Consider the following 25,162-nt stretch of genomic DNA (forward strand, 5'->3'; position numbering starts at 1 on the left):
GCGATGACGATAACCCCAGAAGCCTCACCAGCCCCATGAATCGGCAATGAGGGCCGCCCGAGCGCCCGCCCCTAGACTTGGCGGGTGACTCTCAGGCTCCACGACACCGCGACCCGCGAAGTCCGTGACTTCGTCCCCCTCGAGGAGGGGAAGGCGGGCATCTACGTCTGTGGCCTGACCGTGCAGTCGGAGCCGCACGTCGGACACGTGCGCTCGGCGGTCAACTTCGACGTGCTGCGGCGCTGGCTGACGGCCAGCGGCTACCAGGTCACCTTCATCCGCAACGTCACCGACATCGACGACAAGATCCTGGTGAAGTCGGCCGAGCAGGGCCGCCCGTGGTTCAACCTCGCCTACGACATGCACCGCGAGCTCACCCGGGCGCTGGACAGCATCAACGTGCTGCCGCCGACCTACGAGCCCGCCGCCACCGGCCACGTGCCGGAGATCCTCGACCTGATCGACCGGCTGATCAAGGCCGGCCACGCCTATGCCGCCGAGGACGGCTCGGGCGACGTCTACTTCGACGTGCGGTCGTGGCCGCAGTACGGCGAGCTGACGCGGCAGCGGGTCGAGGACATGGAGCCGGCGGGTGACGCCGACCCACGGGGCAAGCGCGACCCGCGCGACTTCGCCCTCTGGAAGGGCTGGAAGAAGGACAGCGAGCCGGCGACCGCCGCCTGGCCGAGCCCCTACGGTCCCGGCCGCCCGGGCTGGCACATCGAGTGCTCGGCGATGGCCGGCAAGTACCTCGGCAAGGCCTTCGACATCCACGGCGGTGGCGTCGACCTGCGCTTCCCCCACCACGAGAACGAGCAGGCGCAGTCGCGCGCGGCGGACGACCCCTTCGCGTCGTACTGGCTGCACAACGCCTGGATCACCACCGCCGGCGAGAAGATGAGCAAGTCGCTCGGCAACTCGCTGCTCGTGCCCGAGGTGCTGAAGCGGGTGCGCGGGATCGAGCTGCGGTTCTACATGGTGAGCGCGCACTACCGCTCGCACGTCGAGTTCAGCTTCGAGGCGCTCGAGGAGGCCGCGAAGTCGTTCCAGCGCATCGAGAACTACCTGGCCCGGGCCGCCGAGGCCCTTGGCCGCGAGGTGCCCTCGGGCGGGGCGCTGTGCGCGGAGTTCACCGAGGCGATGGACGACGACCTCGGAACCCCCGCCGCGGTGGCCGTCATCCACGACGTCGTCCGCGAGGGCAACAAGCTGCTCACCGACGGCGACCCGGAAGCCTTGAGCGGCAACGCCGCCTCGGTGCGGGCGATGCTGGCGATCCTCGGCCTCGACCCCGCCGACCCGGCGTGGGGCGCCACCAGCAGGGGCGACGACAAGCTGACCGGCGTCGTGGACGCGCTCGTCCGCGGCCTGCTCGAGGAGCGCGAGCGCGCTCGCCTCGAGAAGGACTGGGCGCGCGCCGACGCCATCCGTGACCAGATCAAGGCGGCCGGCATCGAGGTCGAGGACACCCCGACCGGCCCGAAGTGGAGTGTTTGATGCCGGGTAACTCGTCCCGACGCGGAGCGATCCGCAAGACCAGCAAGAAGCCCACGGCGGGCTCGGGCGGGCGCGTCCGCCGCGGCCTCGAGGGCAAGGGCCCCACGCCGAAGGCCAAGGAGCGGCCCAACCACAAGGCCTACAAGATGGCGCAGAAGGCCGCCCGCAACGAGGCCGCCCGGCCCAAGCGGCCGAAGAAGGCCGGCGACGCCGAGTGGGTCGCCGGCCGCAACTCCGTCGTCGAGGTGCTCCAGGCGGGCGTGCCGGTCACCGGCGTCTACGTCGCCGAGGGCGCCGAGCGCGACGGCCGGCTCAGGGAGGCCTTCCGCCTGGCCGCCGAGCAGGGCGTGAGCCTGCTGGAGGTCAACCGCAACGAGCTCGACCGGATGACCGGCGGCGCCGTGCACCAGGGGCTCGCGGCCCGGCTCCCGGCGTACGAGTATGCGCACCCCGACGACCTGCTCGAGGCCGCCGCGGAGGTCGGCGAGCCGCCGCTCATCCTCGCCCTCGACTCGGTCACCGACCCGCGCAACCTGGGTGCCTCCATCCGCTCCGCCGCCGGCTTCGGGGCGCACGGGGTGCTGATCCCCGAGCGGCGTGCCGCCGGCATGACCGCCTCGGCGTGGAAGACGAGCGCCGGCGCCGCCGCCCGCGTGCCGGTGGCGCAGACGGTCAACCTGGTTCGCCAGCTCAAGGCCTACCAGGAGGCCGGCCTGATGGTGGTCGGGCTCGCGGCCGACGGCGACGTCACGCTCCCCGAGCTGGTCGGCCCCGACGGGTTGGCCGACGGGCCGCTCGTGCTCGTGGTCGGCTCGGAGGGCAAGGGCCTGGGCCGCCTGGTCGCGGAGACCTGCGACCAGATCGTGTCCATTCCGATGTCCGGGCAGCTCGAGTCGCTCAACGCCGGCGTCGCCGCCTCGGTCGCCCTCTACGCGATCTCCCAGGCACGCGCCTGACGTGCCCCACCCCGCTCAACGCGTCGGCACCGCCACCTTCGTGGCCGGCGGGGTGCTGCTCGGCCTGCTGACAGCGGTGGCGCTGTTCCTGGGCAGCAGCCGCGAGGTGGTGCTGGCCAGCCACGACGCCGAGGTCCGCCCCACCCTGGATCGCCACGTGGTGCTGCGCACGGGCCCGCTGCTGCCCGACCTGCGGATGGCGTACGACGGCCCCGTCGGCGTCGACATCCGGCTGGGCAAGACCGAGGCGACCTCGGTCGAGGAGCTGGTCGAGCGCTACGCCTTCATCGCCTCCGACCCGGCGGCCCAGGAGGCGAAGGTCGCGGAAGCAGTGCGCGACATGGCCGTGTCCGCCGGGCTGCGGGGTGCGGCGATCGGGCTGGTGCCGCTCGCGGTCTGGCTGCTGGTGGGGCCGCACCGCCGGGGCGAGCTGTTCCGGGGGCTCGGCACCCGCAAGGGCCTGGTCGGCGGCGCGCTGCTGACGCTCCTGCCGCTGGCGCTCTGGCAGCCGTGGGAGCGGTCCGAGGAGACGGTGGAGGAGCAGCAGGCCTGGGAGCCGCTGCAGGAGTTCGTCGGCGAGAGCGTGCCGCTCCCCGCCGCGGCGCAGGCGCTGGAGATCCGCACCGGGCCCACCACGGCCTCCACGCGCCGGCTGCTGCTGAGCGCGGTGGACACCTACGAGAAGAGCAAGGAGTTCTACGACCGCGTCGCCGAGGAGGCAGCAGAGCTCGACCTGCGCGAGCCGAGCTCGGCGGAGACGGTCGCCATCCTGGTCAGCGACCGCCACGACAACATCGGCATGGACCGGGTCGCGCGGGCGATCGCGGACGCCGCCGGCGCGACCGCCGTGCTCGACGCCGGTGACGACACCTCCACCGGCCAGGCCTGGGAGGCGTTCAGCCTGGACTCGCTGGTCGAGGCGTACGACGGCTTCCAGGCGTTCGCCGTCACCGGCAACCACGACCAGGGCGACTTCGTCAGCGGCTACCTCGCCGAGCGCGGCTGGACGATGCTCGCCGGCGAGCCGGTCACCGGCCCGGGCGGCGGGCTGCTGCTCGGCGTCGACGACCCCCGGTCGAGCGGGCTCGGCAACTGGCGCGACGAGACCGGCCTGTCGTTCGCCGAGGTCGAGGAGCGGCTGGCGGACGCGGCCTGCGACTCCGAGGAGCGGATCGCGACGATCCTGGTCCACGACGCCAACCTCGCCAGCGAGGCGCTGGAGCGCGGCTGCGCCGACCTCGTCCTGGGCGGGCACACGCACGTCCAGAGCGGCCCGACCGAGGTGACGGGGGAGAACGGCGAGACCGGCTGGAGCTGGACGAACGGCACGACCGGCGGCGCGGCGTACGCCATCGCGGTCGGCAGCAAGCCGCGCCGCGACGCCGACGTCAGCCTGGTGACCTACCGCGACGGTCGCCCGGTCGGGCTCCAGTTCGTCCGCCTGCTCACCGACGGGCGCTGGGTGGTCGGCGCCTACTCGCCGCTGCTTCGGGAGTAGTCACGGAGGTGCACGCGCCGGCCGGCAGCGGCGTCAGTGGCGCCCAGCGTCGTGGAAGGCCTGGGTGAAGATGTCCATGAGCGCGGGAGTGCGCTCGGCGTCGACCCCTCCGACAGCCTCGTCGGGCCGCTTGCTGAGCACGTTGTAGATGTAGTCCCGGGCCGCGTCGAAGGTGTCGACGCCCTGGCCGGCCCGCTCGGAGAGATACCAGCGGTGCACGAGGATCTCGTGGAAGACCTCGGCGGGCTCGAGCTTGCCGCGCGCCTCCAGCGGGACCATCTCGATGAGGGGCTCGTAGACCTCGGTGAGCCAGCGGTTGGCGACGAGCTGGCGGTCCTCCCTGCCCAGGTCGAAGTGGGCGGTGAAGGAGGCGATGTCGTTGAGCAGCCGCCGGGCCTGGTTGTCCTCGACGTCGAGCCCGGTGAGCGCCTGCAGCTCGCGCCGGTGGTGCTCCGCCTCGACGACCTTCGGCTGGATGCGGACGGTCTCGCCGTCGATGTCGGTGACGATGTCGAGCTCGTCGACGTCGAAGCCCAGGTCGTTGAGCCGCTCGATCCGCTCCTCGATCCGCCACATCTCGTCGACCCTGAACTCCTCGGCGTGGGTGAGCTCGGCCCACAGCGCGTCATACTGCTCCTGGAGCCTGTCGATGACCGCGAATCCGTCGACCTCGGAGCTGACCGCGCCGCTGGCCTGCAGGTCCATCAGCTCGCCGAAGATGTTCTGACAGCCGACCTCCAGGTCGTAGTGCCGCATCCGGTCGCTCACCTCGTCGTGCAGCTCGCCGGTCTCGGCGTCGACGAGGTAGGCCGCGAAGTCCCCGGCGCTGCGCCGGAACAGCACGTTGGAGAGCGACACGTCGCCCCAGTAGAACCCCGCGAGATGGAGGCGGACCAGCAGGACGACCATGGCGTCGACGAGGCTGGGGAGGCTGTCGGCCGTCAGCCCGTGGGCGAACAGGCTGCGGTAGGGCAGCGAGAAGCGCAGGTGCTCGGTCAGCAGGGTGGCCGGCAGCTCGTCACCCGCCGCGTCCGTCCGGCCGGCGACGACGCCCTGCGCGACGACGGCGGGCAGCCCGAGGCGCTGGAGGTCGCGGAGGAGGCGGTACTCCCTGAACGCGATGTCCTCCTGCGTCTCCTTGATCGCGTAGGTGCGCTGACCGAGCCGGACGATCCGGACGATGTGCCGCGAGAGGCCGCGCGGCAGTGGCACGACGTGCTCGGCGGTCCAGTCCTCCAGCGGGATCGACCAGGGCAGGCTCATCAAGGCCGGGTCGGGGCGACTGGCGACGATGCGCAAGGGCATGACGGGCAACCTACTCCCGGCTCAGGCCAGCGCCCAGAGGTCCAGCCGCGGCCCGTCGGAGGGAGGTACGACGAGCTGGTCGCCATGGGCGGCCAGGTCACCGCCGCCCTCCTCCGTGCCGAGCAGGTGGCTGCCGTGACTGGCGCCGAGGGCCCGCGCCGGCAGGGTGACCGCCGGACCAGCGGCGCGGCGCGCACACACCAGCACCGGGCCGTCGGCGTGCTCCCGCACGAAGACGAGCGCGTCGTCGTCGACGTGCGCCCAGCGGAGGCCGCCGCGACGCAGGGCGGTGCGCTCCCGGCGTACTCCCGCGAGGGCGGTGTAGGTGGCCAGGGTCTCGCGGTCCCACGCCTCGGGGCGGTCCCACGGCATCGTGCGCCGCGAGTCCTCGCCGTTGACGCCCTCGAGGCCGATCTCGTCGCCGGCGAAGACCATCGGCACACCCGGCAGCGCGAACTGGAGACCCGCCGCCACCCGGTGCACCGCCGGCGAGCCCACCACGGTGCGGATGCGGGCGGAGTCGTGGGAGCCGAGGATGTTCCAGCTCGTCGTGGTGGCGCGCCAGCCGAGGGCGCCGTGCCAGGCGCGGAAGGTGTCGAGCACGGCCTGGCCAGGCCGGCGTGGCACCTTTACCGGCCTGCCGAAGGGGCGGGCGGGGGTGGCGGGGTCGCGCAGCCACGACCACACCGGCCACGAGAAGCCGGAGTAGTTCATGGTGCCGTGCCAGCCGTCGCCGTCGACGTCACCGGTCGCGTCGTGGTTGTGCTCGCCGATGACGAGCGGGTCCTCGCGCAGCGCCTCCGCGGTGCGCCGGGCCGCCTGGGCGACCTCGTGGTTGACGTCGAGGGCGCCGAGTCGCCCGGTCATGTTGGCGACGTCGATGCGCCAGCCGTCGACGTCGTAGGGCGGCCTCAGCCACCGGCCGACGACGGAGTCCTTGCCCTCGACCATCGCCGCGCGCAGGTCGGGGTCGCCGTGGTTGACCTTCGGCAGGGTGCCGTGGCCCATCCAGCAGGCGTAGCTGCCGTCCTCCTCGAAGTAGTAGAACGATCGCTCACGGGCCGTCGGGTCGGCCGCGGCCGAGCGGAACCACTCGTGGGTGTCGCCGGTGTGGTTGGTTGTGAGGTCGCCGAGGATCCGCCAGCCGCGCACGTGGACGGCGGTGCTGAGCCGCTCGTACGCCGCGTCCCCGCCGAGCAGCGGGTCCACCTCGGTGAAGGTGGTGGCGTTGTAGCGGTGGTTGCTCTCGCCGGGGAAGACGGGCGTCGTGTAGACGATGTCCGCGCCCACCTCCGCGACGTGGTCGAGGTGCTCGGTGATCCCGTCGAGGTCGCCGCCGTAGAACTGCAGCGGGGTGCGGGGGTCGTCCGGCTCGAAGATCACCTCGTCGTCCCACGCGGCGGGGATCGCCCAGGCCGGCACGGGGTGCTCGTCGGCCTGCGCCGAGCGGGCGAACCGGTCGGGGAAGATCTGGTAGACCACCCCGTCCCGGCCCCAGTCCGGTGCCTGTGGGAAGGCGCTGATCCGGAAGTCATGGGCGTCCGGCACGTCGTGGCCGATCTCGCCCGCCCCCGTCAGCCAGGTCTGGTCGCCGCCCCGCACGACCAGGAAGCGGTAGTGGGTCACCGGGTTGTGCACGGGCAGCGCGCCCTCCCACCACACGACGTCGCCTGCGCGCGTCGCGGTCGTCGGGTGGAACACCGGCTCCTCGTCGAACGTCGTGCGCAGCCAGACCGCCTCGATGGGATCCGCGGCGGTCGTGCGGACCCGCACCGCGACCGTGTCGCCGAGCCGCGGCGCCTCGTCATCGACGTAGAGCGGCGACCCGTCGTGGTGGGGCTGGTCCAGCAGGCTCATGGAGGTCAGTCTCTCGTGCCCGTGGCTCCACCTGCGACTCGGCGGTCCACTAGCATGGCCGCGCGCCGATAGGGCGCGCGCCGGTGTAGCTCAGTTGGTAGAGCGTCTTACTTGTAATAAGAGGGTCGCGGGTTCGATTCCTGTCACCGGCTCGGACAGCACGTCCCCTGTGTGCGAGTAGCCGCGACGTCGGTCTTCACCGGCTGCCGTGGGCGAGCGTCGTACGACGCGGCGACGGGGCACCCCGGCCCAGCGAGCTAGCCGAGCATCGCCTCGATCTGCTCGAGCTCGGCCTCCTGGGCCTCGATGATCGACTCGGCGAGCGCGAGGGCAGCGGGATCCTCGCCGGAGTCCAGCTCCTCTTGCGCCATCTCGACGGCCCCGTCGTGGTGCGCCGCCATCAGCTCCAGCCACATCTGCTCGAAGTCCTTGCCCCGGGCCGACTCGAGAGCGGCCAGCTCGTCGGCGGAGGCCATGCCGCGCATCTCCTCGTGCTCGGGCAATGGACCGGCGTCGGCGTGTTTGCCGTGGTCTCCGTGGCCGGCGTTGACGTGGTCGCGGCTCGTCTCGGGGATCGGCTGCTCCCACGCTTCCAGCAGGTCCACGAGCTGCTCGATCTCGGGCGCCTGCGCTGCCCGCACCTGCTCGGCGACCGCGGCGACGTCGGGGGAGAGGTCGCGCCCGACCGTCAGGTCGACCATCGAGAGGGCTTGCGCGTGATGGGGGACCATGTCGGTCGCGAACGCGACGTCCGCGTCGTTGAAGGGCTCCGACTCGGGGATCTTCGAAGTGGCCTCCGGTTCGCTCCCGCACGCGGCGGCGAGAAGGAGCAGGGGCACGAGCAGGGCGCGCTTCATCGGACCTGCCTCACCTCGAACTCGCACGCCGGCTCGGCGATCGCGGACTGGGCGGCGACGAGGCGCAGCTCCCGCTCGGCCGACTCCAGCGTCGTGGCCAGGACGGCGAACACCGACGAGGCGGTCCGCGCCAGGGCCTCGGCCGGGGAGCCGGTCTCGAGCAGGTGCGCGGTGAACAGGGCGGCGGTGATGTCGCCCGACCCGTTGGCCTTCATCGGCAGCCGGGGGGTCTCCACGAGCCAGGCGCCTTCGCCGGTCACCGCCAGCATGCCGATCCGGCCCTCCGGGACGGCGTCCACGGAGGTGACGAGCACCGTCGTGGGACCGAGCTGCCGCGCCAGGTCGGCGGAGGCGATCACCTCGTCGAGTGAGGCGGGCGTCGTGTCGGTGAGGAACCCGAGCTCGAACTGGTTGGGCGTGATGATGTCGGCGACCGGCACGACCTGCGAGCGGATCACTGGCGGGATGGCCGGATCGACGAAGCAGCCCGACGTCGCGTTGCCCATCACCGGGTCGCACGTGTAGACGGCGTCCGGGTTCGCGGCCTTGACCCGCGCCACCGCGTCCACGACGACGTCGGCGATCGCGGGCGAGCCCTGGTAGCCCGACAGGACGGCGTCGCAGGAGCCGAGCACGCCGCGCTCCTCGATGCCCGTCACCACCGCGCGGACGTCGTCCGCCGCGATCAGCGGCCCGCGCCACGCGCCGTACCCCGTGTGGTTGGAGAAGTTGACGGTGAGCACCGGCCACACCTCGTGGCCGAGGCGCTGCAGCGGGAAGACGGCGGCGGAGTTGCCGACGTGTCCGTAGGCCACGTGGGACTGGATCGAGAGGACCTTCACCCGGCCCAGTCTGTCAGGGGGTGGTCAGGCGACCTGGAGCGAGCGCTTCGAGAGGCCCAGCCAGTAGCCGTCGATCACCTGGACGCCGGGCTCGTCCGGCGCCGTCGCGACACCAAGGGTGACGAAGAGGGGCGTGAAGTGCTCGACGGTCGGGTGGGCGAACGGCATGCCGGGGGCCTTGGCGCGGTAGTCGGCCAGCTCGTCGACGTCGCCGCGGGCCAGCGCGTCGGCCGCCCAGAGGTCGAAGTCCACCGACCACCCGGGGGCCGCGGCGTCGATGCGCCACTCCGTGAGGAAGGGCAGGCCGTGGGTGAGGAACCCGGAGCCGATGACGAGCACGCCCTCGTCGCGCAGCGGCCGGAGCCGCTCGCCCAGGCGCAGCAGCCGCACCGGGTCGTGCGTGGGCAGCGACATCTGCAGGACCGGGATGTCGCCGTCGGGGTACATGATCTTCAGCGGCACCCACGCCCCATGGTCGAGGCCGCGGCTCGCGTGCTGGTGCACGGGCTCGTCCGCCGGCATCAGCCCGGCGATGCGACGGGCCAGGGCGGAGGCGTCGGGAGTCTCGTAGGTCATCCGGTAGTACTTCGCGTCGAAGCCCCCGAAGTCGTAGACCAGCGGGGCGCCACTGGCGCTGAGCATGACCGGCGCCGACTCCCAGTGCGCGCTCACGATCAGGATCGCCTTCGGACGCGGCAGGTCGGCGGCCCAGGCAGCGAGCTGGCCGCTCCAGACCGGGTCGTCGAGCAGCGGGGGCGCGCCGTGGCCGATGTAGAGCGCGGGCAGGCGGTCGGTCATGCCGGCATAATAGTTCAATCTTTAACTTTATTCCCCTCGGTCGGGATAGTCCGTGACGAAGGGATCCTCCCCAGGCCCGGATGAGGGTCCGATCGTCACGGACTATCCCGGCGGCCCCGCTACCCTCACCCCCGTGGGCGCGCTGGCAGGACTGGTGGACAGGGGCCTGGTCGCCCCCGACTGGGCTGCCGCCCTGGCTCCAGTCGACGAGAGGATCGTCGCGATGGGCCGGTTCCTGCGCGAGGAGCTGGCCGCGGGCCGGTCCTACCTCCCGCACGGCGACCACGTGCTGCGTGCGTTCCAGCGCCCGCTGGCCGACGTACGCGTGCTGATCGTCGGCCAGGACCCCTATCCGACCCCGGGCCACCCGGTCGGGCTCAGCTTCTCCGTGCACCCCGACGTGCGGCCGATCCCGCGCAGCCTGGCCAACATCTACGCCGAGCTGGAGGCCGACGTGGGGGTCCCGCCCGCTCCGCACGGCGACCTCACCGCGTGGGCCGACCAGGGCGTGATGCTGCTCAACCGGGTGCTCACGGTCCGACCCGGCCAGGCCGCGTCGCACCGCGGGCGCGGCTGGGAGGAGGTCACCGAGGCGGCGATCCATGCCTTCGCCGCCCGCGGCGGCCCGCGCGCCGCGATCCTCTGGGGCCGGGACGCCCAGTCGCTCAAGCCGATGCTGCGCGACGTGCCGTGGATCGAGTCTCCGCACCCGTCGCCGCTGAGCGCGAGCCGGGGATTCTTCGGGTCCCGGCCGTTCAGCCGGGTCAACCGCCTGCTCGTGGAGCAGGGTGGCGCTCCTGTGGACTGGGCGCTGACCTGACAGCCATTTCCGGGGAACCCGAGGGCCAGTCAGTTCCATCGACCTAGACTCACGACATGGACGAGGACCGCGGGAGTGAGGCAGAGGGCTTCGACCCCCTGGTGCCCGCGCCCGCCGCGGCGACCACGCGGCGTACGCCTCAGCAGCGGCGCAGCCGTCAGCGCGTCGCCCGCATCCTCGACGCGGCGTCTGCCCTCGTGCTCGAGGGGGGTGTCGAGCGGCTGTCGACCCGCCGGATCGCCGAGGTGGCCGGCGTGCCGGTCGCCTCGCTCTACCAGTACTTCGGCGACAAGGAGGACGTCCTTCTCGCGCTCGTCGACCGCGACATGGCGGAGATGGACGCCCAGGTGCTGCAGGACCTGCAGGGCCTCGCCAATCCCTCGCTGGGCGAGCTGGTCGCGACCGCGATGCGCTCCTTCACCAAGGTCTACGCCCGCCGCCCCGCCTTCGTGGAGATCTGGATGCGCGGCCGCACCAACCCGGCGATCCGGCAGCGCGGCCGCGACCACAACGAGCTGATCGCCACCACGCTCCACGAGTACGCCGCGGCCGCCGGGCTGGTCCCGGCCGGCCTGAGCCCCAAGGTGCCGCTCCTCGCCGTCGAGGTCGGGGACAAGGTCTTCCAGCTCGCCTACGAGAACGACATCCAGGGCGACCCGGAGCTGGTCGAGGAGGGCATCCGGATGGTGACGGCCTACCTCGCGCCGTACGCCGCGCCCACCGCCGTCTAGGCCCGAGACCGCCTGCCGGTCAGGGGGCCAGCGCGCGCGAGCCGGCCGAGGGGTAGCGGCGCGTCGGGTTGGCCCCGATCGCGCCGGGGGAGGCCGACGTCCGCGCCTTCCTCGCCTTCCGCGGAGCCGCGGACTTCTCCTCGAACTTCTCCTCGGTCGACCACTGGTCGATCCACTCCTCCATCACCCGCCACGTCGTGCCGCGCGCGGCACGCCCGGTGAGCATGCCGAGGTGACCGCCGGGCACGACCTCGAAGCGCACCTCGCGTGCCTTCTTCAGCAGGGGTACGACGGCCTCGACGGCGGCGATCGGCGCGATCCCGTCGTTGGCCCCCGCGAACACGAGGGTGGGGGCGGTGATGTCGGCGAGCCTGATGGTCCTGCCGCCCAGCTCCATCTCGCCCTCGGCGAGCGCGTTGCCGCGGACGAACCGGTGGTAGAGCTGCCCGAAGGTGCGGCCGGGGTAGGCGATCATGTTGGCGGTGAAGCGGTCGACCGCCTCGATCTGCGCGAGGAAGTCGGCGTCGTCGAGGTGGGTGGCGACCGCCAGCGGCTTGGTGACCAGCTTCTGGAAGGACGACAGCTGGAAGGCCCACTTCACCAGCGGCTTGGGGGCGCCCCCCATCGCCCGGTAGGCGCGGGTGACCACGCGCCCTCTGGAGATGTTGAGCAGCGGGCGCACCGGGGCGACGAGCGGCACCCTGGTCACGTCGACCGGTGAGCCGACGATGGTGATCGAGGCGAGGGGCAGCTCCGGCTGGTCGGCCGCCGTCAGCATCGTGAAGATGCCGCCGAGGCTCCAGCCGATCAGGTGGACGGGCCGACCGCCCGCGTGCTCCGAGACCGCCCGGACAGCCTCGGGGAGGACCTCGTCGATCCAGTGCTCCATGCCGAGGGCGCGGTTGCGGAACGACACCTCGCCGTACTCCACCAGGTAGGTGCGGCGGCCCTGGGTGACGAGGTGCTCGACGACCGAGCACCCGCGCCGCAGGTCGAAACAGAGGGCCGGTGCCGCGAGAGGAGTGACGAGGAGGACCGGGTCGCCCGTCTCGACGGCCGTCTTGGCAGGCCGGTAGTGGTAGACCTCGCGCAGCTCGCCCTCGTCGATGAGGGTGCGCGGCATCGGGCGCAGGTCTGCCAGTCCGCCGTAGAGCACCTTGTGCGCCACGTTGCTGACGGCCGCGACCAGCTGGTCCGGCTTGGGGACGAGATCCATGCGCTGAAGATACGCCCGTACGCCGTGGCGCGGCAGGCGTCGACTGTCCTGCGGACCCACGGGGGACAAACCGGCCCCGCGCTCTCGACAAGGGGCCATCCCGGGACTAGACCTAGGCCATGAAGTGGACGCTCGCGGCGCTCGGCGCCGCAGCCCTCGGCGGCGTCGCCGCCCGGGACCTCACGCAGAAGCAGCACGCCATCACCCGGAACTTCCCGGTGGTCGGCCATGCCCGGTTCTTCCTGGAGCGGATCGGTCCCGAGCTGCGGCAGTACATCATCAGCGGGAACGACGTGGAGCGGCCGTTCAGCCGCGACCAGCGGCGCTGGGTCTACGCCTCCTCCAAGCTGCAGAACAACTACTTCGGCTTCGGCACCGACAACGACCTGGAGGACAAGGCCGGCTACCCGATCATCAAGCACCGGACCTTCGCCGATGTCGCGCCGCCGACCCACTCGCACACGGGTGAGGAGACGCCGCTGCCGTGCGCGAAGGTGATCGGGGCCAGGCGTGGCCGCGCCGGGGCGTTCCGGCCCGAGTCGGTCGTCAACATCTCCGGCATGAGCTACGGCTCCCTCTCGCGGAACGCGATCGTCGCGCTGAACAAGGGGGCTGCGCTCGCCGGCTGCCTGCACAACACCGGCGAGGGTGCGCTCTCGCCGTACCACCGCCAGGGTGGCGACCTGGTCTTCCAGATCGGCACGTCCTACTTCGGGTGCCGCGACGAGAACGGCCGGTTCGACGTGCTGCGGCTCAAGGAGCTCGTCGCGTCGGCGCCCGTGAAGATGATCGAGATCAAGCTCTCGCAGGGCGCCAAGCCCGGGCTCGGCGGCATGCTGCCCGGCGTGAAGGTGACCGAGGAGATCGCGCAGATCCGCGGCATCCAGCCCGGCATCGACTGCGCGTCGCCGTCGCGGCACCAGGTCTTCCACGACGTCGACTCGATGCTCGACTTCGTCGAGTTCGTCGCGACCGAGACCGGCCTGCCCGTGGGCATCAAGTCGGCCGTCGGCAACATGGACTTCTGGGACGAGCTGATCGACCAGATGTCCCCGGACCGGATGGTCGACTTCATCAACATCGACGGGGGCGAGGGCGGCACGGGTGCGGCGCCCCTCGTGTTCGCCGACTCCGTGGCCTTCCCGTTCCGGGTCGCCTTCTCCAAGGTCTACAAGCGGTTCGCGGAGGCCGACCTCTGTGACGACATCACCTTCATCGGGGCCGGCAAGCTCGGCCTGCCCGACAATGCGCTCGTGGCCTTCGCCCTCGGCTGCGACATGGTCAACGTCGGCCGGGAGGCGATGCTGTCGATCGGCTGCATCCAGGCCCAGAAGTGCCACACCGACGAGTGTCCGGCCGGGGTCGCCACCCAGAACGAGTGGCTGATGCGCGGCCTCGACCCGACGCTCAAGGCCGCTCGCTGCGCCAACTACATCAAGACGCTGCGCCGCGACCTCCTCAAGGTCTCCGAGGCCGTGGGGGTCGCCCACCCCGGCCTGATCACCGCCGACGACATCGACCTGATCGACGGGCTGCTCTCGTCCCGGCCGCTGCGGGACGTCTACGGCTACGGCCGCCAGTGGGGCACGGTCGGCCCGGAGGCCGCCGAGGAGATCATCCGGATCATGAAGCAGGTCGGCCCGGCCGAGGAGGAGGTCCCGACCCGGCGGCACGGGTGACGCGTCAGACGTGCTCCACCGGCCGCACCGTCTTGTGGTGCGGCACCCGGGCTGCGGAGAGCTCGGCGAGGAACGACGACGCCCAGGCGGACACGTCGTGCGACTTCACCGTCTTGCGCATCGCCCTCATCCGGCGCGCGCGCTCCCTGGGGTCGGCCCCGTGCGCCTCGAGCAGCGCCGCCTTCATCCCGTTGATGTCGTAGGGGTTGACCAGCCAGGCCTGGCGCAGCTCGTCGGCCGCCCCGGCGAACTCCGAGAGCACGAGCGCGCCGTCGCCGTCGTAGCGGCACGCGACGTATTCCTTGGCCACCAGGTTCATGCCGTCGCGGAAGGGCGTGACCACCATGATGTCGGCGGCGCGGTAGAGCGCGGCCATCTCCTCGCGTGGGTAGGACGAGTGGAGGTAGGAGATGACCGGCCGGCCGATCTTGCCCAGGTCGCCGTTGATGTGGCCGACGAGGCGGTCGATCTCGTCGCGGAGGATGCGGTACTGCTCGACGCGCTCCCGCGACGGCGTGGCGACCTGCACGAAGACCGCGTCCTCGACGGTGAAGTGGCCGTCCCGGACGAGCTCGCCGAACGCGCGGAGGCGGGCGTAGATGCCCTTGGTGTAGTCGAGCCGGTCGACGCCGAGGAAGACCTTCCTGGGTGAGCCGAGGGCCTCCCGGATCTCGGCGGCCCGGCGCTCGACCCCCTCCGAGCGCGCCAGCTCCTCGAAGCCGGCGGCGTCGATCGAGATGGGGAAGGCGGCCGCCTTCACCGTGCGGTCGTCGGGCAGGTAGACCAGGTCGCGGTGGGTCTTGTGCCCCACGCGCTGGCGGACCAGGCGGATGAAGTTCTGGGCTGCTCCGCTGAGCTGGAAGCCGATCAGGTCGGCGCCGAGCAGCCCCTCGAGGATCTGCCGGCGCCACGGCAGCTGGCTGAACAGCTCCGCGGGCGGGAAGGGGATGTGCAGGTAGAAGCCGATGCGCAGGTCGGGCCGGAGCTCGCGCAGCATCTGCGGCACCAGTTGGAGCTGGTAGTCCTGCACCCAGACCGTGGCACCCTCGGCCGCCACGTCGGCGGCCTTCTCGGCGAACCGGCGGTTGACGGTGACGTAGGAGTCCCACCACTCGCGGTGGAACTCCGGCTTGGCCACGACGTCGTGGTAGAGCGGCCACAGGGTGCCGTTGGCGAAGCCCTCGTAGAACTCCTCCACCTCGCAGGCGGTCAGGTGCACCGGCACCAGCTGGAGCCCGTCCTCCACGAACGGCTTGACCGAGTCGTCCGGCACGCCGGGCCAGCCGATCCAGGCGCCGTCGTGCTCGCGCATCACCGGCTCCAGCGCCGTCACGAGGCCACCCGGCGACCGCCGCCAGCCGTCGCTGCCGTCCGGACGGGTCTCCCGGTCCACCGGCAGGCGGTTGGCGACGATGACGAGCTCGGCCGTGCCTGGAGTGGTCACGTCCCACACCCTAGCCACGTTCCGAGGGCGTGTGCGCGGCGCCTGATGAAGGTCTTGCCAGGCCCACGCGACTCGCCCGAGGCGAATGACATCGGTGTGGTTCGTCGCCTACAGTGGTGCCACCGCAGGAGCAGCCCACAGGGGAGTGAAGTCATGGACGCCGCGAACGCCATCGTCGGCCACGGGGATCAGGACGGCCCCGGCCTGAGCCAGCGTGACCGCGAGATCCTGGAGTTCGAGCGCCACTGGTGGAAGTACGCCGGCGCCAAGGAGCAGGCGGTCCGCGAGAAGTTCGACATGTCCTCCACGCGCTACTACCAGGTGCTCAACGCCCTGATCGACCGGCCGGAGGCCCTCGAGGCCGACCCGTTGCTGGTCCGCCGACTGCGCCGGCTGCGGGCCTCCCGCCAGCGCCAGCGCTCCGCACGCCGCCTCGGCTTCGAGATCTGAATCCGCCATGGCCACCCCATCCCGTGCCCGTGACGCTCGTGCCGAGGTGCGAGCTCGCGAGCCTCGAAGCGAGCGTGGCGTCGCCTTCCCGTCGCCCCTGGTGATGCTCAGCGTCATCGCGGTGGTGATGGCCGGCGTGGCCTTCTTCGCCACCAAGGACCAGCCGCCGCTCGAGGAGCGCATCACCACCTCCTCCGCGTCGCCCTCGGAGACCCCGAGCGCGACGCCGACGCCGGAGGAGCCGACGAAGACCAGCAAGCCCGAGCCCCGGGTCAAGCGGGGCGAGGTCTACGTCGAGGTCTTCAACAACTCCGGCATCCAGGGCCTCGCGGGCACGACCGCGGCCAAGGCGACCTCGGTCGGCTGGGCCGTGGTCGGCGAGGACAACTGGTACGGCGCGATCCCGGCCTCCACGGTCTACTACCCCGCTCGCCTGAAGGCGGCCGCCAAGCTGCTCGCCCTCGACCTCGGCATCCAGCGCACCACACCGGCGGTCGAGCCCATGAAGATGGACCGGCTCACCGTCGTCCTCACCGCCGACGCAGCCTGACCGCACTCCGGTTGAGTCGCCTGACACCTCCCGTGGTTGGCTAGCGCCATGGAGTCCATCTCCGCGCAGTTCACGTCCGAGGAGTCCCGGCAGCGCTACGACGAGCTCGTCGCGGCGGTCGGCGCCACCGTCGTGGCGCTCGACTTCGACGGTGTCCTCTCCCCGATCGTGGACGACCCGACCGAGGCGCGCATCCACCCGGAGGCCCGCGAGGTGCTGATCGACCTCGCCGGCGTGGTGCGCGCCATCGCCGTCGTCACCGGGAGGCCCGCGCGCCAGGCCCTCGCTCTGGGTGACCTCGACGAGGTGGGTGACGAGATCGGCGACCACGGCAAGGAGCTGTTCGTCTTCGGCCAGTACGGCAACGAACGCTGGTCCTCCACCCAGCGCCGGGTGATCTCCCCACGGCCGCCGCACGGCCTCTCCAGCTTCGAGCGCGAGCTGCCCCGGGTGCTGCGCGCCGCCGAGGCGGCCGACGCGTACGTCGAGGAGAAGGGCCTCGCCGTGGCGGTGCACACCCGACGCCTCCCCGACCCGGCGGGCGCGTTCGAGCGCCTGCTCGCGCCGCTGCGCGAGCTCGCCGTGCGGCACGGCCTGACGGTGGAGCCCGGCCGCAACGTGATCGAGGTGCGCTCCCCGGGGATGCACAAGGGTCACGCCGTCGAGGCCCTCGTCGCGGAGCAGGACGCCGGTGGCTTCCTCTTCGCCGGCGATGACCTGGGTGACGTGGAGGCGTTCGAGGCGGTCGGCGAGCTCCGCAAGTCCGGCATGCCGACGCTGCTCGTCTGCTCGGCGTCCGACGAGCAGTCGGCCCTGGTCGCGCTCGCCGACGTGGTGGTCCCCGGCCCCGACGGCGTACTGGACCTGCTCCGCCGGCTCACCGCCGACGCCCGCTGACCGCGTCGGTGGTCGCCGACCACCATGTGGACCCGATGTGCGCATCGTGAGACGCCTTCCGTAGGCTGTGCGCAGCTCATCCAGAGGGACTGAGGGAACGGCCCGACGAAGTCCCGGCAACCGCCACGAACTCCCCGCGACCTGTCGACGACAGGGGCGGTCGTGGAAACGGTGCCAAATCCGGCCCAGGCGAAGTCCGCGTGGGACAGATGAGAAGGAGGATTCCCATGAGCACCGTTGTCGCCGAGACCACGCCCCAGGCCGACCAGCCGGCCCGTACGACGCTGCGCGAGGGGGCGTTCGGGCATGCCCGGGCCCTCGCCTGCCGCGAGTGTGGCCACGAGGTCGCGCTCGGCCCCCACTACGCCTGTCCGGAGTGCTTCGGCCCCCTCGAGGTGGCCTACGACTTCCCGGCCGTCACCCGCGAGGAGGTCGAGGCCGGCCCGGCCAACATCTGGCGCTACAAGGCGCTCCTCCCGGTGCCGACCGACATCGAGCAGAGCCCCAACACCGAGCCCGGCTACACCCGGCTCCTCAAGGCCCACAACCTCGGCCGCGAGCTCGGCATCGCCAACCTCTGGGTCAAAGACGACTCCACCAACCCCACCAACTCCTTCAAGGACCGCGTCGTCGCCTGCGCGCTGAGCGCGGCCCGCGAGCTCCACGCGAAGGTCTTCGCCTGCCCCTCGACCGGCAACCTCGCCAACGCGGTCGCCGCCGCGGGCGCCCGTGCCGGCATCAAGACCGTCGTGTTCATCCCGAGCAACCTCGAGAAGCCCAAGCAGGTCAACTCCGCCGTCTACACCAACAACCTCGTGGCGGTCGAGGGCAACTACGACGACGTCAACAAGCTGGCCTCCGAGATCGCCGGCGAGGAGGAGGGCTGGGCGTTCGTCAACGTCAACGTCCGCCCCTTCTACGCCGAGGGCTCGAAGACGCTGGGCTACGAGATCGCCGAGCAGCTGGGCTGGCGCCTGCCCGACCAGATCGTCATCCCGGTCGCCTCCGGCTCGCAGCTCACCAAGGTCGACAAGGCCTTCCAGGAGCTGATCAAGCTCGGCCTCGTCGAGGACAAGCCCTACAAGGTCTTCGGCGCCCAGGCCACCGGCTGCTCGCCGGTCAGCGTCGCCTACAAGGACGGCGTCGACGTCATCCGTCCGGTGAAGCCCGACACCATCGCCAAGAGCCTGGCCATCGGCAACCCCGCGGACGGCATCTACGTGCTCGACATCTGCCGCCGCACCGGCGGCGCGGTCGAGGACATCTCCGACGACGAGGTGCGCGACGGCATCCTCCTGCTCGCCCGCACCGAGGGCATCTTCACCGAGACGGCCGGCGGCACCACGGTCGGCGTGCTGAAGAAGCTCGTCGAGACCGGACAGCTCGACCCGGAGCTCGAGACGGTGGTCATCAACACCGGCATGGGCCTCAAGACCCTCGACGCCGTTGCCGACCACGTCGGTGCCGCCGCCACCATCGCCCCGAACTACCCTGCCTTCGTCGCCGCCGGCATCCTCTGAACCTGCACAAGGAGTCACACATGAGCGTCTCGGTCCGCATCCCCACCATCCTGCGCACCTACACCGGCGGCGAGTCAGAGGTGACAGCAGAGGGTGACACCCTGGCCGCGGTGCTCGACGACCTCGACGCCAACTTCTCCGGCATCAAGGGCCGCATCCTCGACGAGGCCGGCCAGCTGCGCCGCTTCGTCAACGTCTACGTCGGCAACGACGACGTCCGCTTCCTCGACAACCTCGACACGGCCACCCCCGACGGCACGCAGATCTCCGTGATCCCGGCCGTCGCGGGCGGCTGCTGAGCGGCGTCGCTTCATCGAGGTAACGAGGTGCGCATCACGCGGAGGTAGTCCCTCACTCCACGTCGACGACCGCGGCGTGCCCGCGCGAGTCGATCTTCACCGTCGCGATCGCGCCGTTCACGAGGTTGCGCTCCATGGCGGCTGCCTCGTCCTGCGGCAGGAACCAGCTCTCGATGCCGCAGCGGATCTGCCAGTCGCGGTCGTCGCACGCGAGGTAAGGCCCGTCGTCGGGCCGCTCCCGCTCCCAGGAGTCGGCGACCCAGACGTCGCCCTCCTCACGGAGCGTGATGAAGACGTCGCCCGCCTCGTCGTCCGTCATGTCGCCGAGGCCACCGTCGAAGCCCTGCGAGTCGCCTCGCTGGAGGTCCGGGTAGCCGAGGGTGACGTAGGCCCCGCGGAAGGGGTCGATCGGGTCGAGCGGCTGCACCCGCAGCTGGTAGGTGTCGCCGGCGACCCGGGCAGAGATCTGGGGAGCGACGGCGACGCCGACGAGGGCGAGCTGGCCGAGGGCCACGAGGCCGACGGTGGCGAGGCGGTTCATCGAGCGTCCCCTTCGGGGTTGGCGGAGTCGGTGTCGAGCACGTCGGCGAGGCCGCGGCGGGCCCGGTCGAAGAGGAATCCGGTGGCCAGGAAGACCAGGCCCAGCACCACGAAGAGCCAGGCGCCCTGGATGATCGCGGCGAAGACGGCGAAGCTCTGGAAAGTCGTGAACACGACGAGGCCGAGCATCGCCAGCAGCGTGAGCACGGGGTTGTCCCGGACGATGCCCAGCGCCGCGACCCCCACGGCGACCAGGACGTAGGCGGCGACGCTGACTCCGGCGTGGGCCCAGTCCGCGGCGTCGATGTTCGAGGTGTCGGTGCCGGTGTCCCAGGCGACGAGCACCGCAGCCATGCCGAGCACCGCGGCGGCGCTCACCGGCTCCAGCCGGGCGATCCCGCTGCTGAGCGCGACGGCCGCGACCGCGAGGACGCCGGCGACGACGAGGGCGCCCACGAGCCACGGCGACCAGGCGAAGTCGTCGGTCGTCGCGTAGGGGACCGCGGCGGCGAAGAGGGCGACCAGGCTGAGCAGCGCGCCGACCGAGCGCCACACGAACCCGAAGCGGTGCAGGCCCCGGTCGTGGACCACCGCGAGGGAGACGGCCACCACGCTCGCAGCGCCGATCGACGCCACCGCAGCGGCCGCGCTGGGCTCGTCCCACAGGGACAGCCAGACCCACCAGACAGTGCCCGCGGCCACACCCACGAGGAGCGGCGACACCGCGCGCACGGCGTACGCGTGGACCAGCGCGCCGGCGCCCCAGAGGCCGACGAGGTGCGGGGAGTAGGCCGGCACCTGTAGCGACTGGGCGGCCTGGAACACGGCGGCGCCGAAGACCAGGGCAGCGATCAGCCTGACCGATCCGACGAGGGGTCGCGAGGAACCACGGGCGTCAAGCGCCTCGCCGCCGGCGAGGAAGAGCAGCCACAGGAGGGCCACCACGCCGAAGCGGAGCATCGGGGACAGCTCGTCGAGGTTGGCGGCGACGAGCCAGATCAGGCCGATGCCGACGAAGCAGCCACCGAGGCCCAGCATCAGCCGGCCGAGCGAGAAGCGGCGACCGTCGACCCGGCGGTAGCCCGCGCGGATGGCCGCGGCCTGATCGCCGGAGATCAGGTCACTCGCCTGCCAGGCGGCGATCTCGCGATACAGCCAGTCGAACTGGGAGCCCGGGATCGGGCGTGGGGGCGCGGTGGGGTGCGTGTCCATGGGCCCAGCGTGGACCCTCCGACGGCGGGAAACGTGAGTACGCACCATCAACCGGGTGGTCAGTTCGTGCCACGCCGGTCCCCGGCAGGTCCCCGCCCGTTGCCCTCCGGTTCAGGTCGCCGTGGTTGAACGACCTCCATGGAAACCAGGGCATGGGCCCGTCTCGGGGTGGTCGCGGGTGTGTTCGGGGCCGTCGCCGGCGCCGCGTCGTACGGCGCTCGTGAGCTCATCGCCCGGCAGGCCGCGATCGCCCGGGGACGGATCGGTGACCCGCTCGGCCACGTCGCGCCGGAGGCGGACAGGGTCTACAAGAAGCGCTACGGCGACCCGATCGACCTGCTGATGCTGGGCGACTCGATCGCCGCCGGGCTCGGTGCCGACCACCCCAAGCACACGCTCGGAGGAGGCCTGGCCCGCCGGCTGGCGAAGCGCACCGGGCGGGCGGTGCGGCTGCGCACCGCCGCGCGTGTGGGCTCCGAGAGCAGCCGGCTGGCCAGGCAGCTCCGGAGGCTGCCGGCGGACTACCGTCCCGACGTCGCCGTGATCGTCGTCGGCGGTAACGACGTCACGCACCGGGTGCCCGTCGCCGACTCGGTGCGGCACCTCACCGAGGCCATCGACGCCTTGCGCGAGCGCGGGTGCGAGGTCGTGGTCGGCACCTGCCCGGACCTCGGCGCGCTGAAGCCGGTGCCCCAGCCGCTGCGCGCCCTCGGCTCCCGCGCCTCGCGCCTGCTGGCCGCCGCGCAGCGCGACGCCGCGATCGCCCACGGCGCCCGCGCGGTCTCGCTGGCACACGTCGTCGGGCCGTTCTTCATCACCAACCCCGACGAGATGTTCAGCCTGGACCGCTTCCACCCCAGCACGCACGGCTACAAGCGCACCGCCAAGGCGATCCTGCCCTCGGTGCTTGCCGCGCTGGGCTACGCCGAGACCGTGCCGTTCGGCCACCACGCACCGTCGGCCGGGTAGGCCTCAGGCGGCCGTGCGGACCGGAAGACCGTGCTCGAGCGCGCGCTCCCAGTCGTCGGTGACGAGGACGACGTCGCGGCCGGCGCGCGCAAGCAGGGAGGCGGCGATCGCGGCCCGGAAGCCGCTCTTGCAGTGCACCCACACCCGCCCGGGAGGCAGCCTGGGGATGCGGCCCTCGAGCTCGTGGAGCGGCACGTGCACCGAGTCGGGGAGGTGGCCCACGGCGTACTCGGCGTCGAGCCGCACGTCCAGAGTCAAGGCCCCGGCGGAGAGGCGCCGGTACGCCGCCCAGTCGGCCACGCGGTAGTCGCGGCTGTCGTACCACGTGCTCGCCGGGCCGAGCAGGTGCGTGCCTCGCACCTCCACCCCGATCTGGGCGAGGTCGTGGACGGCGGAGGCGATGTCGTCCTCGGAGTCGCCGATGACCAGGAGGTCGGCGCCCCACGGCACCAGCCACCCGGCGTACGTCGCGAGCTGGGGACTGTCCTCGATGTTGATGCTGCCCGTGAGGTGCCCGCGCGCGAAGGTGTGCCGCGGCCGCACGTCGACCACCCACGAGCCCGCCCGGATCGCGTCGTGGACGTCGTTCTCGGTGACGGGCAGCGGTGACGGCGCAGGAGCCGCGCCCGCTCCGGCGCGGTTGAGCGCCCCCATCCGGCGGTAGTGCGCGGGCACCGGGCCGAAGGAGGCGACGAGCTGGTCGACGTAGAGGTCTCTAGGAGTGGACAGCGCCGGGTTGCCGCGCAGCTCGTCGGCCAGCGTGCCGTGGAAGCCGTCGCCGCCGGCGGCCGCCGCGCAGAAGCTGCCGAAGCCGTGCGTCGGGTGCAGGGCGGTGTCGGGCGGCAGGCCTCCCTGCCGCCGGGCGCTGGCCCACTGCGCCCGGCCCATCATCCGGGCCAGGCGCGGGTCGACGAGGTCGGTGCGCCCGACCGTCCCGTGCAGCAGGCTGCCGCCGCTGAGCAGGGCCGCGGAGCCGGTGGCGGCGTCGGCGACCAGGAAGGACTGGTGGTGAAGGGTGTGGCCCGGGGTGTCGAGGACGGTCACGTCCAGGGCGCCGACCCGGATCACGTCGCCGCCGCGGACGCCGGTGCGGTCGAAGTGCACGCGCTCCTCGGCGGACAGCCAGTAGTCGACGCCATGGCGGCGTGCGAGCGAGAGCGCGCCCGAGAGGTAGTCGTTGTGCACGTGGGTGTCGGCCACGGCCGCGATCTGGATGCCTGCGGCCTCCGCGGCGATCTCCACCGGACGGTGGTCCCGGGGAGGGTCCACGACGAGGCCGTGCGTGCCGTCGTGGACGAGGTGGGTGCGGTTGCCGAGCTCGGGCACCTCGATGGTGATGACGTCCATCCAAACTCCCTTAAGTCGAGTAGATTACTATATAATCACACGGGGGCCAGTGTCGCACTCCGCGGCGCGTGTCGGGGGCTCGGCTAGGGTCGGCGCGTGCCAACCGAGGAGACCAGACAGGAGCGCCGAGCGCGCCTGAGCGGCTACGACCTGACCCAGCTGGCGCAGGAGTTCAAGACCGACAAATGGGGTCTGCACCGCTACACCCCCCACTACCAGCGCCATCTCGAGCACCTGCGCGACCGGGAGTTCGTGCTGCTCGAGATCGGCGTCGGGGGCTACCAGCGGCGCGGCCGCAGCGGCCGGTCGCTGCGGATGTGGAAGTGGTTCTTCCCGAAGGCCCGCATCCTCGGCCTCGACATCGAGGACAAGTCCCACGTCGACGGGGGCCGGATCCGGACGTTCATGGGCGACCAGAGCGACCCGGCCGTCCTGCAGCGCATCGTCGACGAGGAGGGGGCGCCTCTCGTCGTCATCGACGACGGGAGTCACCAGCCGGCCCACGTCCGCGCGTCGTTCGCGCACCTCTTCCCCCTGCTGCCTGACGACGGCATCTACTGCATCGAGGACACGCAGACCTCCTACTGGCCAGAGTGGGGCGGCCAGCTCGACCTGCGGGCCCGCGGCACGTCGATGGACCTGGTGAAGGACCTCGTGGACGGGCTCAACCACGAGGAGTTCCTGCTCGAGGACTACCAGCCCAGCTACACCGACCAGTGGGTCAGGTCCGTCCACTGCTACCACAACCTCGTCGTCGTCGAGAAGGGCGACAACCGCGAGGGCACCAACAAGGACCAGGTCGCCTGCCCGTCGCGCCGGACAGACGCGTCCGTGTGAGCCACGTCCTCCTCGCCACCTGCTCCGCGCTCCCCACGGGAGAGCCCGGTCACGAGGCGCTCGACGCCGCCTTCGCCGTCCGGGGCGTCGAGGCACGCTGGGCCGACTGGACGGACCCCGCCGTCGACTGGCCGGCCGCCTCGCTCGTCGCCGTCCGCTCGACCTGGGACTACGTCGTGCAGTACGCCGCGTTCCTGGCGTGGGCGCGCTCGCTCGACCAGTCCCGGCTGCTCAACGGCGTGGACGTCTTCGACTGGAACCACGACAAGTCCTACCTCGCCGCCGGCCTCGACGACGCTCCCACGGTGCCCACCCGGCTGGCCTCGACGCCGGAGGAGTTCGCTGCGGCAATCGACGAGTTCGGGACGACGGTGGTCAAGCCCCGCGTCAGTGCCGGGGGAGCCGGCGTGATCGTCGTGACCGACCCTTCGGACGACCGGCTCGGCAAGCCCGTCCAGTCGCACCCGTCGTACCCCTATGTCGACGGGCCGTGGATCGCCCAGCCCCTCGTCGAGTCGATCCGCACGCGCGGGGAGACCTCGGTCTTCGTGCTCGGTGGCGTCGCGATCTCGCAGGCCGAGAAGATGCCGGCGTCCGGGGAGATCCGGGTGCACGAGGAGTTCGGCGGCAGCACGCGCCCCGTGCCCCTCTCGGACGAGGCCGCGGCGGTCGCGGTGAAGGCGGCCGGGGCGGCCGGCAGACTGGTCGGGCGGCCGCTCGACTACGCGCGGGTCGACCTGGTCGAGTGGGACGGCGCGCTGCACGTGAGCGAGCTGGAGCTGATCGAGCCGGGGCTCTACCTCGATGTCGTTCCGGACAACGCCGAGGCGTTCGCCGACCTCGTCGCCGCTCGCCTCTGACGGCCCCGGGTGGCCCGAGATCGTTTGCACTCGACCCCTGCGAGTGCTAAACATGAGGCTGGCACTCTCGACATGAGAGTGACAACACGGCACAGGCGACGCTGAGGTCCGAACGCCGGCGGGAAGGGTCCGTCGGAGAGCGAGGATCGTCCGTCGCGGGCAGCCCGCCTGGCGTCGTACA

At 71.9% G+C, this 25,162-nt stretch carries 24 protein-coding genes, 1 tRNA gene and 1 riboswitch; of the genes, 15 read left to right on the forward strand and 10 right to left on the reverse strand.

Translation table 11 applies throughout. The annotated features are described in order from the left end of the window. The first annotated feature begins 84 nt into the window (after window positions 1–84). Genes cysS through DDE18_RS03025 form a run of 3 tightly spaced genes read left to right on the forward strand, consistent with a single transcriptional unit; the run spans window position 85 to window position 3,951 of the window. Window positions 85–1,497 (forward strand): cysteine--tRNA ligase, encoded by a 1,413-nt coding sequence (cysS, locus tag DDE18_RS03015; protein WP_116570719.1) that lies wholly within the window; start codon window positions 85–87, stop codon window positions 1,495–1,497. Then, window positions 1,497–2,453 carry a 23S rRNA (guanosine(2251)-2'-O)-methyltransferase RlmB gene (gene rlmB / locus DDE18_RS03020; protein WP_116570720.1) on the forward strand — a complete coding sequence of 319 codons (957 nt, stop codon included), beginning with the start codon at window positions 1,497–1,499 and terminating at the stop codon, window positions 2,451–2,453. Before cysS ends, rlmB begins: the two co-directional genes overlap by 1 nt. A gap of 1 nt (window position 2,454) precedes the next feature. Next, window positions 2,455–3,951: a metallophosphoesterase gene (locus DDE18_RS03025; protein ID WP_245916409.1), complete on the forward strand. Its 1,497-nt coding sequence runs from the start codon at window positions 2,455–2,457 to the stop codon at window positions 3,949–3,951. A gap of 33 nt (window positions 3,952–3,984) precedes the next feature. On the opposite strand, the gene DDE18_RS03030 is transcribed toward DDE18_RS03025, so the two are convergent. After that, window positions 3,985–5,256 (reverse strand): DUF4032 domain-containing protein, encoded by a 1,272-nt coding sequence (locus DDE18_RS03030; RefSeq protein ID WP_116570721.1) that lies wholly within the window; start codon window positions 5,254–5,256, stop codon window positions 3,985–3,987. 21 nt (window positions 5,257–5,277) lie between these two features. Beyond that, a complete protein-coding gene (locus tag DDE18_RS03035) occupies window positions 5,278–7,113 on the reverse strand; it encodes a glycoside hydrolase family 13 protein (RefSeq protein WP_116570722.1) in 1,836 nt (611 codons plus the stop codon). A 79-nt stretch (window positions 7,114–7,192) separates the two neighbouring features. Between DDE18_RS03035 and DDE18_RS03040 the strand changes: the two genes are divergently transcribed. Beyond that, window positions 7,193–7,265, forward strand: a tRNA-Thr gene (locus DDE18_RS03040). Window positions 7,266–7,370: 105 nt separating this feature from the next. On the opposite strand, the gene DDE18_RS03045 is transcribed toward DDE18_RS03040, so the two are convergent. Genes DDE18_RS03045 through DDE18_RS03055 form a run of 3 tightly spaced genes read right to left on the reverse strand, consistent with a single transcriptional unit; the run spans window position 7,371 to window position 9,610 of the window. Then, the gene (locus tag DDE18_RS03045; protein ID WP_116570723.1) at window positions 7,371–7,970 is read right to left on the reverse strand and encodes a DUF305 domain-containing protein; all 600 of its coding nucleotides are present in this window, start codon (window positions 7,968–7,970) and stop codon (window positions 7,371–7,373) included. Beyond that, on the reverse strand, window positions 7,967–8,812 hold the full coding sequence (gene pdxY, locus DDE18_RS03050) for a pyridoxal kinase PdxY (protein ID WP_116570724.1): 846 nt from the start codon (window positions 8,810–8,812) through the stop codon (window positions 7,967–7,969). Before pdxY ends, DDE18_RS03045 begins: the two co-directional genes overlap by 4 nt. A 24-nt stretch (window positions 8,813–8,836) precedes the next feature. Next, window positions 8,837–9,610, reverse strand: coding sequence for a dioxygenase family protein (locus DDE18_RS03055; protein WP_116570725.1), 774 nt, complete (start codon window positions 9,608–9,610; stop codon window positions 8,837–8,839). A 133-nt stretch (window positions 9,611–9,743) separates the two neighbouring features. Here DDE18_RS03055 and DDE18_RS03060 point away from each other — a divergent pair, with 133 nt between their 5' ends. Both DDE18_RS03060 and DDE18_RS03065 read left to right on the forward strand, forming a co-directional pair. Further along, the gene (locus DDE18_RS03060; RefSeq protein ID WP_116570726.1) at window positions 9,744–10,430 is read left to right on the forward strand and encodes a uracil-DNA glycosylase; all 687 of its coding nucleotides are present in this window, start codon (window positions 9,744–9,746) and stop codon (window positions 10,428–10,430) included. A 56-nt stretch (window positions 10,431–10,486) separates the two neighbouring features. Continuing rightward, window positions 10,487–11,161: a TetR/AcrR family transcriptional regulator gene (locus tag DDE18_RS03065; RefSeq protein WP_116570727.1), complete on the forward strand. Its 675-nt coding sequence runs from the start codon at window positions 10,487–10,489 to the stop codon at window positions 11,159–11,161. A 19-nt stretch (window positions 11,162–11,180) separates the two neighbouring features. On the opposite strand, the gene DDE18_RS03070 is transcribed toward DDE18_RS03065, so the two are convergent. Next, window positions 11,181–12,377 carry an alpha/beta fold hydrolase gene (locus tag DDE18_RS03070; RefSeq protein WP_116570728.1) on the reverse strand — a complete coding sequence of 399 codons (1,197 nt, stop codon included), beginning with the start codon at window positions 12,375–12,377 and terminating at the stop codon, window positions 11,181–11,183. Window positions 12,378–12,496: 119 nt separating this feature from the next. Between DDE18_RS03070 and DDE18_RS03075 the strand changes: the two genes are divergently transcribed. Then, window positions 12,497–14,056, forward strand: coding sequence for an FMN-binding glutamate synthase family protein (locus DDE18_RS03075; RefSeq protein ID WP_116570729.1), 1,560 nt, complete (start codon window positions 12,497–12,499; stop codon window positions 14,054–14,056). A 4-nt stretch (window positions 14,057–14,060) separates the two neighbouring features. Here the strand turns inward: DDE18_RS03075 and DDE18_RS03080 are convergent, their stop codons facing one another. After that, on the reverse strand, window positions 14,061–15,500 hold the full coding sequence (locus DDE18_RS03080; RefSeq protein ID WP_281258328.1) for an alpha,alpha-trehalose-phosphate synthase (UDP-forming): 1,440 nt from the start codon (window positions 15,498–15,500) through the stop codon (window positions 14,061–14,063). Window positions 15,501–15,653: 153 nt separating this feature from the next. On the opposite strand from DDE18_RS03080, the gene napA reads away from it, so the two are divergent. The 5 genes from napA (at window position 15,654) to DDE18_RS03105 (ending at window position 19,216) form a co-directional block, all read left to right on the forward strand. Further along, entirely contained in the window at window positions 15,654–15,950 is a 297-nt protein-coding gene (gene napA / locus DDE18_RS03085) for a nucleoid-associated protein NapA (RefSeq protein ID WP_116570731.1), read from the forward strand. Between the two features lie 7 nt (window positions 15,951–15,957). Next, window positions 15,958–16,500, forward strand: coding sequence for a LytR C-terminal domain-containing protein (locus DDE18_RS03090; RefSeq protein ID WP_116570732.1), 543 nt, complete (start codon window positions 15,958–15,960; stop codon window positions 16,498–16,500). Between the two features lie 48 nt (window positions 16,501–16,548). Beyond that, window positions 16,549–17,397, forward strand: a complete 849-nt coding sequence (gene otsB, locus DDE18_RS03095; protein WP_116570733.1) for a trehalose-phosphatase — start codon at window positions 16,549–16,551, stop codon at window positions 17,395–17,397. 73 nt (window positions 17,398–17,470) lie between these two features. Then, window positions 17,471–17,613, forward strand: a riboswitch (SAM riboswitch). Window positions 17,614–17,624: 11 nt separating this feature from the next. Then, on the forward strand, window positions 17,625–18,917 hold the full coding sequence (thrC, locus tag DDE18_RS03100) for a threonine synthase (RefSeq protein ID WP_211754373.1): 1,293 nt from the start codon (window positions 17,625–17,627) through the stop codon (window positions 18,915–18,917). A 20-nt stretch (window positions 18,918–18,937) separates the two neighbouring features. Further along, window positions 18,938–19,216 carry a MoaD/ThiS family protein gene (locus tag DDE18_RS03105; RefSeq protein WP_116570735.1) on the forward strand — a complete coding sequence of 93 codons (279 nt, stop codon included), beginning with the start codon at window positions 18,938–18,940 and terminating at the stop codon, window positions 19,214–19,216. 52 nt (window positions 19,217–19,268) lie between these two features. Here DDE18_RS03105 and DDE18_RS03110 read toward each other — a convergent pair whose 3' ends face one another. Further along, complete coding sequence (locus DDE18_RS03110; RefSeq protein ID WP_116570736.1) at window positions 19,269–19,757, reverse strand: GDYXXLXY domain-containing protein; 489 nt, start codon at window positions 19,755–19,757, stop codon at window positions 19,269–19,271. Next, entirely contained in the window at window positions 19,754–20,968 is a 1,215-nt protein-coding gene (locus tag DDE18_RS03115; protein WP_165820998.1) for a DUF2157 domain-containing protein, read from the reverse strand. Before DDE18_RS03115 ends, DDE18_RS03110 begins: the two co-directional genes overlap by 4 nt. Window positions 20,969–21,106: 138 nt before the next feature. On the opposite strand from DDE18_RS03115, the gene DDE18_RS03120 reads away from it, so the two are divergent. Further along, window positions 21,107–21,937, forward strand: coding sequence for an SGNH/GDSL hydrolase family protein (locus DDE18_RS03120; protein WP_116570738.1), 831 nt, complete (start codon window positions 21,107–21,109; stop codon window positions 21,935–21,937). A gap of 3 nt (window positions 21,938–21,940) precedes the next feature. On the opposite strand, the gene DDE18_RS03125 is transcribed toward DDE18_RS03120, so the two are convergent. Beyond that, window positions 21,941–23,284 carry a rhodanese-like domain-containing protein gene (locus DDE18_RS03125; protein ID WP_116570739.1) on the reverse strand — a complete coding sequence of 448 codons (1,344 nt, stop codon included), beginning with the start codon at window positions 23,282–23,284 and terminating at the stop codon, window positions 21,941–21,943. Window positions 23,285–23,380: 96 nt separating this feature from the next. Here DDE18_RS03125 and DDE18_RS03130 point away from each other — a divergent pair, with 96 nt between their 5' ends. Both DDE18_RS03130 and DDE18_RS03135 read left to right on the forward strand, forming a co-directional pair. Next, on the forward strand, window positions 23,381–24,121 hold the full coding sequence (locus DDE18_RS03130) for a class I SAM-dependent methyltransferase (protein ID WP_116570740.1): 741 nt from the start codon (window positions 23,381–23,383) through the stop codon (window positions 24,119–24,121). After that, window positions 24,118–24,981, forward strand: a complete 864-nt coding sequence (locus DDE18_RS03135; RefSeq protein WP_116570741.1) for an ATP-grasp domain-containing protein — start codon at window positions 24,118–24,120, stop codon at window positions 24,979–24,981. Before DDE18_RS03130 ends, DDE18_RS03135 begins: the two co-directional genes overlap by 4 nt. Window positions 24,982–25,162 lie beyond the last annotated feature (181 nt).

The sequence above is a fragment of the Nocardioides gansuensis genome (assembly GCF_003076135.1).
Taxonomy (GTDB): Bacteria; Actinomycetota; Actinomycetes; order Propionibacteriales; family Nocardioidaceae; genus Nocardioides; species Nocardioides gansuensis.

Bases quoted from the DNA above. Each gene is read 5' to 3' on its own strand.
- napA (WP_116570731.1), top strand. From the start codon at position 15,654: ATGGACGCCGCGAACGCCATCGTCGGCCACGGGGATCAGGACGGCCCC.
- DDE18_RS03055 (WP_116570725.1), bottom strand. From the start codon at position 9,610: ATGACCGACCGCCTGCCCGCGCTCTACATCGGCCACGGCGCGCCCCCG.
- DDE18_RS03125 (WP_116570739.1), bottom strand. From the start codon at position 23,284: ATGGACGTCATCACCATCGAGGTGCCCGAGCTCGGCAACCGCACCCAC.
- DDE18_RS03070 (WP_116570728.1), bottom strand. From the start codon at position 12,377: ATGGATCTCGTCCCCAAGCCGGACCAGCTGGTCGCGGCCGTCAGCAAC.
- rlmB (WP_116570720.1), top strand. From the start codon at position 1,497: ATGCCGGGTAACTCGTCCCGACGCGGAGCGATCCGCAAGACCAGCAAG.
- thrC (WP_211754373.1), top strand. From the start codon at position 17,625: ATGAGCACCGTTGTCGCCGAGACCACGCCCCAGGCCGACCAGCCGGCC.
- DDE18_RS03045 (WP_116570723.1), bottom strand. From the start codon at position 7,970: ATGAAGCGCGCCCTGCTCGTGCCCCTGCTCCTTCTCGCCGCCGCGTGC.
- DDE18_RS03065 (WP_116570727.1), top strand. From the start codon at position 10,487: ATGGACGAGGACCGCGGGAGTGAGGCAGAGGGCTTCGACCCCCTGGTG.
- DDE18_RS03110 (WP_116570736.1), bottom strand. From the start codon at position 19,757: ATGAACCGCCTCGCCACCGTCGGCCTCGTGGCCCTCGGCCAGCTCGCC.
- DDE18_RS03120 (WP_116570738.1), top strand. From the start codon at position 21,107: ATGGAAACCAGGGCATGGGCCCGTCTCGGGGTGGTCGCGGGTGTGTTC.
- DDE18_RS03035 (WP_116570722.1), bottom strand. From the start codon at position 7,113: ATGAGCCTGCTGGACCAGCCCCACCACGACGGGTCGCCGCTCTACGTC.
- DDE18_RS03105 (WP_116570735.1), top strand. From the start codon at position 18,938: ATGAGCGTCTCGGTCCGCATCCCCACCATCCTGCGCACCTACACCGGC.
- DDE18_RS03075 (WP_116570729.1), top strand. From the start codon at position 12,497: ATGAAGTGGACGCTCGCGGCGCTCGGCGCCGCAGCCCTCGGCGGCGTC.
- DDE18_RS03115 (WP_165820998.1), bottom strand. From the start codon at position 20,968: ATGGACACGCACCCCACCGCGCCCCCACGCCCGATCCCGGGCTCCCAG.
- DDE18_RS03090 (WP_116570732.1), top strand. From the start codon at position 15,958: ATGGCCACCCCATCCCGTGCCCGTGACGCTCGTGCCGAGGTGCGAGCT.
- otsB (WP_116570733.1), top strand. From the start codon at position 16,549: ATGGAGTCCATCTCCGCGCAGTTCACGTCCGAGGAGTCCCGGCAGCGC.
- DDE18_RS03030 (WP_116570721.1), bottom strand. From the start codon at position 5,256: ATGCCCTTGCGCATCGTCGCCAGTCGCCCCGACCCGGCCTTGATGAGC.